Below are 11,366 nucleotides of genomic sequence, written 5' to 3' on the forward strand. Positions count from 1 at the left end.
CATGAACCTGCGCTGTGCCGTTCTCGACGACTTCCAGGGCGTCGCCACGACGTCCGCCGACTGGAGCCCGGTCCTGGACCGTGTGGAGGTCGTCAGTTTCCCCGAGCACTTCGCCTCGGAGGACCAACTCGCCGACGCCCTCGCGGACTTCGACATCGTCGTCACCCTGCGCGAGCGGGTCCCGTTCCCGGCCTCGCTCCTCGACCGCCTCGACCGGCTCAAGCTGCTCGTCGCCTCGGGCATGCGCAATTCCGTGATCGACTTTGCCGCCGCCGAACGCAACGGAGTGACCGTGTGCGGCACCAAGAGCTCCTCCACTCCGCCGGTGGAGCTCACCTGGGCGCTGCTGCTCGGTCTCGCCCGCGGCCTGGTCACCGAGACCAACGCCCTGCGCACCGACGGGCCCTGGCAGTCCACGGTCGGTGCCGACCTGCACGGTCGCCGCCTCGGTCTGCTCGGCCTCGGCAAGATCGGCAGCCGGGTGGCCCAGGTCGGCCTCGCCTTCGGCATGGACGTGGTGGCGTGGAGCCAGAACCTCACCGAGGCACGGGCGAAGGAGTGCGGCGTCACACTGGCCTCCACCAAGGAGGAACTGCTCTCCACCAGCGACTTCGTCTCGGTGCATCTGGCCCTCAGCGAGCGGACCCGAGGCCTGCTCGGGCCCGCCGAACTCGCTCTGCTCAAGCCGACCGCGTATCTGGTGAACACCTCCCGGGCAGCCATCGTCGACCAGGACGCGCTGCTCGCCGCCCTGTGCGAGGCCCGGATCGCCGGCGCCGGAGTCGATGTGTTCGACATCGAGCCGCTGCCCTCCGGACACCCCATGCGCTCCGCGCCCCGCCTCCTGGCCACCCCGCATCTCGGCTATGTGTCCGAGAGCAACTACCGCACCTACTACGGCCACGCCGTGGAGGACATCGAGGCATTCCTCGCGGGCTCCCCGGTACGCCGTCTCGGCTGACCGGATCCCCGCTCAGCACCGCCCCCGGTTCCGCAGCACGCCCCCGGTCCCGCGCCCGAAGCTCTTTGGAGAACAGTTGTGAGCAGTCCGCATCGCCGTCAGATGAAACTCGGCGCCTTCCTGCCGGCGCCGGGGCACCACGTCGCCGCCTGGCGGCATCCCGACACCCGCGCCGACGGGGGGCACAGCTTCGAGCACTACCGCGGCCTGGTCCAGACGGCCGAGCGCGGCAAGTTCGACATGGTCTTCCTCTCCGACAGCGCCGGAGTGCGCACCAAGTACCGGGACGCCGACGAACTGAGCCGCCAGGGCCGGATGGTCCACTTCGAGCCCTTGACCCTGCTGTCGGCGCTCGCCGTGCACACCAGCCGGATCGGTCTGGCGGCCACCTCGTCGACCACGTACAACGAACCGTTCTCCGTGGCCCGTCAGTTCGCCTCGCTCGATCACCTCAGCGGGGGCCGGGCCGGCTGGAACGTGGTCACGTCGGCCACCGACGCCGAGGCCCGCAACTACAACCTCGACCAGCAGCCGGAGCACTCGGCCCGCTACCGCAGGGCCAGGGAGTTCATGGAGGTGGTCACCGGGCTGTGGGACAGCTGGGAGGACGACGCCTTCCGCTACGACAAGGAGTCGGGCCGCTTCTTCGACCCCGACAAGCTGCACATCCTCGGGCACCGGGGTGAACACTTCTCGGTCCGCGGACCGCTCAACGTGGCCCGTCCGCCCCAGGGGCACCCGGTGATCGTGCAGGCCGGTTCCTCGCCCGACGGCCAGGACTTCGCGGCCCGCTGGGCCGAGGTCGTCTTCACGGTGCAGCAGACGCTGGACCAGGCGCAGGACTACTACCGCGGACTGAAGAAGCAGGTGGCCGACCACGGTCGCAATCCCGACGACGTGAAGGTGCTGCCCGGCGCCTTCATCGTGATCGGCCGCACGCAGGCGGAGGCCGAGGACAAGTACGCCGCACTCCAGGAACTGGTCGACCCGGTCGTCGGCCTCGGCATGCTGTCGTACCAGCTCGGCATGGTCGACCTGTCCGGGTATCCGCTGGACGGCCCGCTGCCCGAACTCCCGGCCACCGAAGGCAGCGCGGGCAAGCAGCGAACGATCTACGAGCAGGCCCGACGGGAAGGGCTGACCATCCGTCAGCTGTACTTGTCCGTGGCGGCGGGGCGCGGCCACCGCTTCCTGCTCGGTACCCCTGAGTCGATAGCGGACGAGCTGGAGGACTGGTTCGTGAACGAGGCGGCCGACGGCTTCAACATCATGCCCGACTGCCTGCCGAGCGGCCTGGACGCCATCGTCGACCTGCTGGTCCCCGAGCTGCAGAGGCGTGGGCTGATGCGTACCGAGTACGAGGGTTCCACGCTCCGGGACCACCTGGGACTGCCCCGGCCCTCCTTCCGCGCCGCCGGGAGCGCCTCGTGACGGTCACGGCGGCCTCGCTGCGGTCTGCCCTGCGGCCCCATGCCTCCGGTGTGGCGGTGCTCACCGCCGCCGGAGCGGCAGGCCCGGCCGGGGTGACCATCACCTCGTTCACCTCGATCAGCGCCCAACCGGCCCTGATCTCCTTCGCGTTGGCCGACACCTCGAGCACCTGGGCCCTGATCGAGGACTGCGCATGGTTCGCGGTGCAGCTCCTCGGCGCGGACCAGGCCGATGTGGCGCGGCGGTTCGCGACCAGCGGCGCCGACCGGTTCGCCGCGCCGACGCGCTGGCACGAAGGTCCGCACGGTGTGCCGCTGCTGGACGACTGCCTGAGCTGGCTGGTCTGTTCCCGGCAACAGCAGATCACGTTGGGCGACCACCACCTGGTGGTGTGCTCCGTCGAGGAGGTGCGGGAAGGGGAGCCGGGCGACAGCCTGGTTCACCTCCATGGTGCTCTGCGGCCTGCCTCTTCCCCCGATCCCGTGAGGATGTGACCCCATGCCCACTGTTCTGTTGTTCTCCCGCCAGCCGTTGACGACGCGTCCGCTCCAGGAGTGGCTGGACGACACCGAGAACAGCATCGTCCTGGTCACCACCCCGAAGGCCGTCGCCGATGCGCAGTCCGTCCTGGACCGGCACTTCCCGCGGCACCGCCTGGTCGCCGACTACCACTCCTGGGCCACCGAGCAGGCCGCCGAGGAAGCGGCCCGCGAGCACGGCGTCGACCTGGTGGCGAGCACCAGCGAGAGCGACGTCCTGCGGGCGGCGCGGCTCAGGGCCCGCCTGGGCGTGCCCGGCCAGAGCACCGCGTCCGCCACCGCCTACCGCGACAAGCTGGTCATGAAGCGGCTGGCCCGCGAAGCCGGCATCGGCGTACCGGCCTTCACTGCGGTCGAAGGACCGATGGACCTGCTCGACTTCATCGACGCCGAAGGCTTCCCCGTGGTGGTGAAGCCGCGCACGGGGGCGGCCGCGGAGGGCGTCGCCATCCTCCGCGAGGCGGCGGACGTGACCGCCTTCCTCGAGCGCGGCCGCGCGTCGGACGTGCCCCATGTGCCGGGCCAGTGGATGGCCGAGAGTTTCGTGCACGGCGAGTTCTTCCATGTCGACGGCATCATGCGGGACGGGCAGATCGTCCACTGCTGGCCGTCCGAGTACACCGGAGGCCTGGCGGAGCGCGTCTTCGACCACGTCCATCTGGGCAGCGTGCTGCTTGAAGCGGACGACGACCGTACGGATGTGCTGCGCGGGTTCGCGGCGGACGTGGTCGAGGCACTGCCGCCCGCGCCCGCGCCGCTCGCCTTCCACCTGGAGGTGTGGCTCACCGCGGACGGCGAGCCGGTGCTGTGCGAGATCGCCAGCCGGGCGGGCGGAGCGCTGATCGCCGAGACCTACGAGCGTGCCTTCGGCGTCCACTTGGCGAAGGAGGGGCTGCGCGCGCAGTGCGGCTCGGCCCTCGTCCCCGTACCGCAGCCACAGGTTCCGGCCGCGATCGCCGGATGGGTGCTGCTGCCGCCGGGGCACGGCGACTTCGTGCCGCCCGCCGAGCCCTGCCCCGTCCCGGGAGTGGAGCTCACGGTGAAGCTGGCCGCGGGGACGCGGAGGCAGGGTGTGGAGCACGCGACCGACGCGGCCGCCGAGGCCCTGATCGTCGCCGGAACCGCCGAAGAGGTCCGCAAGCGGATGGGTGAGGTCACCCGGTGGTGGCACAACAACGTCGCATGGCGTTAGATGCGGCCACCCGCTCCATCCGAACGGTCATCACAGAGAGACGAACCGCCCCATGAACGAGCACGTACTGGTCGTCGGCACCGGCCGCGATCACCCGGCCCTGCTCCGCGACACCCGGCCGGGTACCCGGACTTCCGTCATCTGCCAGGTGGAGTACATCGGCAACCTCCGCAAGACCTCCGAGCACCAGAGGATCATCGGTGTGCGCGGGGACGCGGACGACCGGGAATGGGTCGCCATGGCGGTGGCCGCCCACGGCCTCGACCCCTTCACGCGGGTCGCCACGTTCGGGGAACGCGACCAGGACCGCTACGCCGCCATCGGCGAGGCGCTCGGTCTGGCCGCCCACAGCGTGGACACGGTGACGGCGGTGCACGACAAGGAGGTCATGCGGACCCGGCTGCACGAGGCCGGGGTCGACTCCACCGCCCACGCACGGGTCGAGAACGTGGCGGAGTTGCGGGCCTTCGTGGGGGAGCACGGACTGCCGTGCATCGTGAAGCCGGTCCACAGCATGGGCAGCGCCGGCGTCACGAAGGTCACCGAACAGGGCGAACTGGAGACGGCCTTCGAGCGGGCCGACGGCAGCTACCTCGGCCTCGTCAACACCGGTGTGCTGGTGGAGGAGTTCCACGAGGGCCCGCAGTTCAGCGTGGAGGCGTTCTCCGAGCTCGGCGAACACCAGGTGGTGGGCATCACGCGGAAGTACTCGGACCCGGTGAGCCTGGTCGAGCTCGGGCACGTGTCCCCCGCGGACCTGCCCGCCGAGGAGCAGAAGGAGATCAGCGACTACGTCGGGAGCCTGCTCACGGCCCTGAACGTGGAGTTCGGACCGACCCACACCGAGGTCGTCCTCACCTCGACAGGACCCCGTGTGATCGAGACCCACGTACGCGCGGGCGGGGACGAGATACCGGGCCTGACCCTCGACGCGACCGGGGTGGACATCGCCGAGTACAACGTGCGTCAGATACTCGGTGAAGACGTCCTGGCGGACATCCGGGCCACGCTCGCCGCTCCCCGCCCCGCGCGGAGCTCCGCGATCTGGTTCGCGGCCGTCGGCGCCGAGGGGGAGCTCGAGGAGATCACCGGGATCGAAGAGGCCCGTGAACTCCCGGGAGTGACCGAGGTGTCCGCGCTGGTCAAGCCCGGGACTGTGGTCGACGGGCTCAGCTCGTCGTTCGCCCGGGTCGCCCAGGCCCGCGCGCTCGGCGAGACCCCGGAGGAAGCGGTGGCGGCGGCCAGGGCCGCGGTGTCCGGGCTCGGCATCCGGCTGGGGGTCCGCCCGTTGGACGGCTCCATGGTCTGACGTCCGGCCTTCGCGCCGATCGGCGGGGCGCGTCCGGTGCCGCCCCGCCGGTCGAGGTCACCGGCTCTGTCGAGGTCACTGGCTCTGGTACAGATGCTCCGGCCGACCGGCGTCTCCGTACCGCAGGGTCAGCTGCAACTTCCCGCCCTCCTCCAGGTACTTGAGGTAGCGCTGGGCCGTGGAGCGGCTGATCCCGATCCTGTCCGCCACCTCGTGGGCGGACAGGGGGCCGAACGTCTCGGCGAAGAGGTCCAGGACCAGTTCGGCGGTCCGGCCGTTGTAGCCCTTGGGCACCGGTACGGCGGCATGGAGGGCGCAGTCGTTGCCCAGCACGCGGTCGATCCCGGCCTGGTCCAGCCGGCCGTGGCGCAGGGCACTGCGCAGCCGTTTGTACGAGCCGAGTCTGCGACGCAACTCGTCGAAGGTGAAGGGCTTCACGATGTACTGGAGGACCCCGGCCCGCATGGCTCCCCGGACCAGGGCGGAGCTCTGTTCCGCGGTCACCATGATGACGTCGATGTCGTGGTCGAGCGCGCGTATCCGACGGGTCAGCGCCAGTCCGGTCTCGTCCGGCAGGTAGTGATCGAGCAGGACGAGATCGATCCCTCCCGCGTGGACAGCGGCAAGGGCGGCGCCGGCGGTGTGCCCCTGGCCCACCACCCGGAATCCGGGGATCGCGTCCACATAGCGCGAGTGGATCCTGGCGACGTAGAAGTCGTCGTCCACGACAAAGACGTTGATCATCGCCGTCCCCGCGGCTCAACGGGGTCGTACGCAAAAGGTCTGGCCATTGATACCCATCGCATTTTTGAAAGGAGCGTCCCACGGCAGGCGAAGTGCTTCGACGAAGTGCCTCCCGCCACTAACGCAGAAGCGAGTCGCCCCTTCAACAAAACTTTCCAAAAGACTCCATGAGTTCTGACCGTTTGTCGAATCTTTCTCAACTTAAGCCGTACTCAATGGAGTTCAGGGCGTATTCGGGCGAAACGGCCGGAAGAAAGAACTCCGTTTTCCTGTACGGCCCATGGGGGCCTGAGCTGCACATCGCCCGGTGGCAGAAGGGGCAGAACGAGCCTTCCGCTGCAAAGTCGCGTTGTGCTCAGAAGCCCTGCCCTGCGATTGCTCTCGGCTAACTTCCAGAACGTCGGCACCCTTTGCACCGCCTTGCTCATCTGGAGGAGAAACTATGCGGCTGTCGCCGATAGGAACCCGAATGGCCGGCCTCTCCGGCCTGCGCAGCATCATGGAGGACGTCGCATCGAGCATCGCGGGCACCGCGGAGGAGGACTGGCTCAACCTCAGCATCGGCAACCCCGCCCGCATACCGCAGGCCGAGGTGATGTGGCGGGAGGCGCTGGCGCAGACCGTCGCCGAGGACTTCGAGCGGGCCGGCGGCCGCTACGGCCCCTCCCGCGGCAGCACCGTGCTCGTCGAGGCCGTTGTCGCCTACTTCAACCGTACCTACGGCTGGGACCTGACTCCTGAGCATGTCGTCGTCGGCCCCGGCAGCCAGATGGTGTGCTTCGCGGCGGCCGCCCTGTTCTGCGGACCGGAGCCGGACGGCATGCGTCGGCTCGTGCTCCCCATGGTTCCCGACTACACCGGATACCAGGGCCTGTGCATGCACGAGGACGGCATCGCCGGCGTCGCACCGCGGATCGCCCTGGAGGGGGAGCACCGATTCAGCTACTCCCTCGACCTCGACGCGCTGCGGCAACGGGACGACATCGGCATGCTGTTGATCTCCAGCCCCGGCAACCCGACCGGCCGGGCCCTCACCCAGGACGACCTGGACGGCCTCATCCAGGTCGCGGAGGACCGCGACGTGCCGTTGGTCATCGACCACGCCTACGGCGCCCCCTTCCCGCGGATCGGCGAGGTGCACGTCGACCCGGTGCGGCACCGCAACGTCGTCAACTGTTTCTCGGCGTCCAAGGCGGGCCTGCCCGGAGAGCGCATCGGGTTCGCGATCGGCGATCCCGAGTACGTCGGCGCGCTGGCCGCCTTCCTGTCCAACTCGGTGCTGCACGCCCCGCAGTTGCCGCAGGCGGCGGTGGCCGCGGTGCTGCGCGACGGGCGCATGGACGAGGTCGCCCGGGACGCGATCACCCCGTACTACCGCGGCAAGAAGGAGTTCATGGACGAACTCCTGGCCGAGCGGCTGCCGTCCGATCTGAACTGGCGGGTCCAGTCCGTGGTCGGGGGGATGTTCTCCTGGGTGTGGATCGACCACCCGTGGTTCGACGACACCGAGTTGTACCGACGGCTGAAGGAGCAGCGGGTCTTCATCGTGCCCGGCCGCCACTTCTTCGTCGACGCCCCTTCTGTCCCCCTCCCGAACGGCCATGCCACACGCTGCTTCCGGATGAGCCTCAGCGCACCCGAGAAGACGATGATCGACGGGGTGAGCCGGGTCGCGGCCGTCCTGCGCGAGATGCGCGCCGAGGCGGACGAAGCGCTCCGCCACGGTGCCAACGGCCCCGGCCCGGACCGGGCGGCCGCCCGCCGCTGAATCAGGCGTCGACGTGCGAGCGTACGACGGTGAAGACCGCGCCCTCGGGGTCGGCGACCGTCGCCAGCCGGCCATGGGTGCCGGCCCTGGCCGGCTTGACGACATGGCCGCCCAGCTCGACCACCCGGTCCACCGTCTCGTCCACGTCGGTGACTTCGAAGTACGTCATCCAGTGCGCGCCCCTGTCACGCGGCAGCGCCTGGCCCACGCCGTGCATGGACGCCACCGGGCGGCCGTCGACGTACAGCGTCAGATAGTCGAAGTCGGCCGAGACGACGGCTTCTTCGCTGTATCCGAAGACGGCTCGGTAGAACTTGACGACGCTCGCGGTCTCCCGCGTCACCAGCTCGTTCCAGGTCGGGGTGCCGGGCCTGCCGACCACCGCGGCGCCCAGATGGGCCGCGGCCTGCCAGATGCCGAACACGGCGCCCGCCGGGTCGGAGGCGATGGCCATCCGCCCCGCCCGGCCGGCGTCGATCGGGCCGACACCGACCGTGCCGCCGCAGTGCCGCACCGCCTCGGCCGTCGCGTCCGCGTCGTCCGTCGCCAGATAGGGCGTCCACGCGATGGGCAGATGCCGGTCGGGCGGCAGCTGCCCGATGCCCGCCACCTCGTGGCCCTCCAGCAGCGCCCGCACATAGGGGCCGAGCTGCTCGGGGCCAGGCCGGAACTCCCAGCCGAAGAGCGCGCCGTAGAACTCCTGCGTCGCGGTCAGGTCATGCGCCATCAGGCTCACCCAGCAGGGCGTGCCGGGCGTGTGCCTGCCGTCAGGCAGACCCTCGCCCAAGGACTCCGACGAGCTCCGTCCAGGGGAGACCCCATCCGCCCGCGCCTCGGTCATCGTCACCCTCTCCTCGGCCTGTGTGCCGGCCGCTCAGCTTCCGCTTCGCACGCACGTACCCTTGCCGCGCGAACGCGCGCCCGTGCAGATGCTCGCACCACCTGTGGCGCCGCGCGTCCCGGCCGCGCCGCACTGTCCGGCTTCCCGCGGAAGATGCCCGATTTCCGGCTTCTCACCCGTGAACGCGCCATTGCGGGGTGGTGTCCGTCTGACGTACAGGGCGTGCATGATTCCGTACGCCCTGTGTTCGGGCGTCGTCCGGCGGAGCAGGCTAGCCGGACCTTGGCGGCGCGGCCACCCCGTACGCAAGGATGGGCTCCATGAATGCCATCATCTCCGCATCCGATCTCGCGAGCGACCTGGCGGGCACGAACCCGCCCACCGTGCTCGACGTCCGCTGGCAGCACGAGGGCTCGATGCGCTCCGCGTACGAGGAAGGGCACATTCCGTCGGCCGTCTTCGTCGATCTGGACGCCGACCTGGCAGGTCCCGCGGGCGCCGGCGGCCGGCATCCGCTGCCCGATCTCGACCGTTTCGGTGCGGTGATGCGCGCGGCGGGCGTCTCGCAGGACCGGGACGTCGTCGTGTACGACGGTGGCCAGAACTGGGCGGCGGCCCGCCTGTGGTGGATGCTGCGCTGGACGGGACACACCTCCGTACGCGTCCTCGACGGCGGCATCGGCCTGTGGACGGGGCCGCTGGAACAGGGCGCGGGCACGGCCCCGGCCGAGGGCTCCTTCGAGCCGACCCCGAACAGCACGGACCTCCTGGACGCGGACTCCGCGGCGGCCCTGGCCCGCTCCGGCCTGCTCCTGGACGCCCGCGCCGCCGAGCGCTACCGCGGGGAGGTGGAGCCGATCGACCGCGTGGCCGGGCACATCCCGGGCGCGGTCTCGGCGCCGACCACGGAGAACGTCGCGGCGGACGGCCGCTTCAAGCCCGCGGCCGAGCTGGCGGACCGCTTCAAGGCGCTGGGCACGTCGGGCACTTCGGAGGTCGGCGTGTACTGCGGCTCGGGCGTCTCGGCCGCCCATGAGGTGCTCGCCCTGGCGGTGGCGGGCATCCCTGCCGCGCTGTACGTCGGCTCGTGGTCGGAGTGGTCGTCGGACCCGTCGCGTCCGGTGGCCACGGGGCCCGACCCGCAGTAGGGCCCCGGAATCCCGCAGCGGCACGCGGACGGGCCCCGCACCCAGGGGTGCGGGGCCCGTTCACGTACGACCGGACTACTCCTGATCACTCCTGCTTCTTGCGGCGGGTGCCGAAGACGATCTCGTCCCAGCTGGGCACCGCCGCGCGACGCCCGGGGCGCACGCCGTCGGCCTCGGCCTGGCGGTCCGTGGAGCCGACGAGGCGGTCGCGGTGGCTGGCCACCGAGCGCGGCATGAGCACGTCCGCGTACGCCGCGCCGGCGCCTGCCGACGCCGCCGGGGGCTCCTCGGCCTCCGGCTCCTGCTCGGGCTCCTCGGCCACGGGCGGCAGCTCGGTGGTCGGGGCGGCCGAGGGACGCTCGGGCACGACCATGTCGCCACGGAAGCTGGGCACCGCCTCCAGGAGGCTGGTCAGCGAGTCGCGCTCCTGCTCGGCGACCGCGGCGGCCGCGCCGGTGCCCTCCTCCGGAGGGTCGGCGGGCGGCGCGGGGATGCTCGGGCGGTCCAGCTGACGGTCCAGGGCGCGGTCGAGCGGCCGGTCCAGCGGACGGTCACGGGGCAGCCGGGCGATGCGCGGCACGAACGGGAAGCTGGGTTCGGGCGCGGCGATGTCGTCCGTCTCGCCGATCAGCGAACGCGCCTCGTCGTCCACGGCCTGGACGAGCCGACGGGGCGGGTCGTACGTCCAGCTCGCGGAGTGCGGCTCGGTCGCGACGCGGTAGACGAGCAGGACCTCCCAGGTGCCGTCGTCACGGCGCCAGGAGTCCCACTGGACGGTGTCCTTGTCGGCGCCGCGCAGCAGCAGTCGCTCCTGGACGGCCTCGCCGAGCTGGGGTCCGGTGTTCTCGCCGGGACGGCGCACGGGGGTCTTCCTGGCCCGCTCCGCCATGAAGGCGCGCTCGGCGAGCACGGGGCCTTCGAAGCGGCGGACGCGATCGACGGGGATGCCCGCGAGCTGGGCTACTTCTTCCGCGCTGGCACCGGCACGTATCCGTGCCTGGATGTCGCGTGGTCGGAGGTGGCTCTCCACCTCGATCTCGATCTGTCCGAGTCGGGGCCGGTCGCCGCGGACGGCCGCACGCAGCCGTTCGTCGATCGGAAGCGTGTACTCCGTGCTGTCCGCAGCCTTCAGCACCAGCCGTGTGCCGTCGTTGCTGACGGCCACGACACGCAGTTCGGGCATGGGGACCTCCCGGGTGGTGCCTGCCGACGTCACGTGCGTCGCTGCTTCCGCTAGTCGAGTGTGGCCTGCCCGGGTGCAGCCTGCCACAACCTTGCCGAGTTGCCCGGCGTGTCGGGCATGGGCCCTGGAGCGCCGTTATGGCACGGTTACCTTTTCGCAACTCTAAGTGACGACGTTCGTCACCCTGTGCAGCGAGCCCCCCACCCGGCGGTCCTGGAAGGCCCCGGGCACCCTGGCGGGAGACCGGACC

General features: G+C 70.8%; 10 protein-coding genes. 7 read left to right on the forward strand and 3 right to left on the reverse strand.

The window, feature by feature from the left end; all coding sequences use genetic code 11:
- Position 1 precedes the first annotated feature (1 nt).
- The 5 genes from AB0B50_RS36815 to AB0B50_RS36835 all read left to right on the forward strand — a co-directional run bounded on the left by AB0B50_RS36815 (position 2) and on the right by AB0B50_RS36835 (position 5,432).
- Positions 2–961 carry a D-2-hydroxyacid dehydrogenase family protein gene (locus tag AB0B50_RS36815; RefSeq protein ID WP_362340187.1) on the forward strand — a complete coding sequence of 320 codons (960 nt, stop codon included), beginning with the start codon at positions 2–4 and terminating at the stop codon, positions 959–961.
- A 78-nt stretch (positions 962–1,039) separates the two neighbouring features.
- A complete protein-coding gene (locus AB0B50_RS36820; RefSeq protein ID WP_362340188.1) occupies positions 1,040–2,392 on the forward strand; it encodes an LLM class flavin-dependent oxidoreductase in 1,353 nt (450 codons plus the stop codon).
- A complete protein-coding gene (locus tag AB0B50_RS36825; protein WP_362340189.1) occupies positions 2,389–2,886 on the forward strand; it encodes a flavin reductase family protein in 498 nt (165 codons plus the stop codon). Before AB0B50_RS36820 ends, AB0B50_RS36825 begins: the two co-directional genes overlap by 4 nt.
- A gap of 4 nt (positions 2,887–2,890) precedes the next feature.
- Positions 2,891–4,123, forward strand: a complete 1,233-nt coding sequence (locus AB0B50_RS36830) for a hypothetical protein (RefSeq protein ID WP_362340190.1) — start codon at positions 2,891–2,893, stop codon at positions 4,121–4,123.
- A gap of 52 nt (positions 4,124–4,175) precedes the next feature.
- Positions 4,176–5,432 (forward strand): ATP-grasp domain-containing protein, encoded by a 1,257-nt coding sequence (locus tag AB0B50_RS36835; protein WP_362340191.1) that lies wholly within the window; start codon positions 4,176–4,178, stop codon positions 5,430–5,432.
- Positions 5,433–5,507: 75 nt separating this feature from the next.
- Here AB0B50_RS36835 and AB0B50_RS36840 read toward each other — a convergent pair whose 3' ends face one another.
- Complete coding sequence (locus tag AB0B50_RS36840) at positions 5,508–6,176, reverse strand: response regulator (RefSeq protein WP_362340192.1); 669 nt, start codon at positions 6,174–6,176, stop codon at positions 5,508–5,510.
- Between the two features lie 442 nt (positions 6,177–6,618).
- Here AB0B50_RS36840 and AB0B50_RS36845 point away from each other — a divergent pair, with 442 nt between their 5' ends.
- The gene (locus AB0B50_RS36845; protein WP_362340193.1) at positions 6,619–7,944 is read left to right on the forward strand and encodes a valine--pyruvate transaminase; all 1,326 of its coding nucleotides are present in this window, start codon (positions 6,619–6,621) and stop codon (positions 7,942–7,944) included.
- Position 7,945: 1 nt separating this feature from the next.
- Here AB0B50_RS36845 and AB0B50_RS36850 read toward each other — a convergent pair whose 3' ends face one another.
- Entirely contained in the window at positions 7,946–8,671 is a 726-nt protein-coding gene (locus AB0B50_RS36850; protein ID WP_362340194.1) for a VOC family protein, read from the reverse strand.
- 434 nt (positions 8,672–9,105) lie between these two features.
- Here AB0B50_RS36850 and AB0B50_RS36855 point away from each other — a divergent pair, with 434 nt between their 5' ends.
- Positions 9,106–9,933, forward strand: coding sequence for a sulfurtransferase (locus tag AB0B50_RS36855; protein ID WP_362340195.1), 828 nt, complete (start codon positions 9,106–9,108; stop codon positions 9,931–9,933).
- An 85-nt stretch (positions 9,934–10,018) separates the two neighbouring features.
- On the opposite strand, the gene sepH is transcribed toward AB0B50_RS36855, so the two are convergent.
- On the reverse strand, positions 10,019–11,116 hold the full coding sequence (gene sepH, locus AB0B50_RS36860; RefSeq protein ID WP_362340196.1) for a septation protein SepH: 1,098 nt from the start codon (positions 11,114–11,116) through the stop codon (positions 10,019–10,021).
- Positions 11,117–11,366: the final 250 nt, after the last annotated feature.

This window comes from Streptomyces sp. NPDC041068 (assembly GCF_040647455.1).
Taxonomy (GTDB): Bacteria; Actinomycetota; Actinomycetes; order Streptomycetales; family Streptomycetaceae; genus Streptomyces.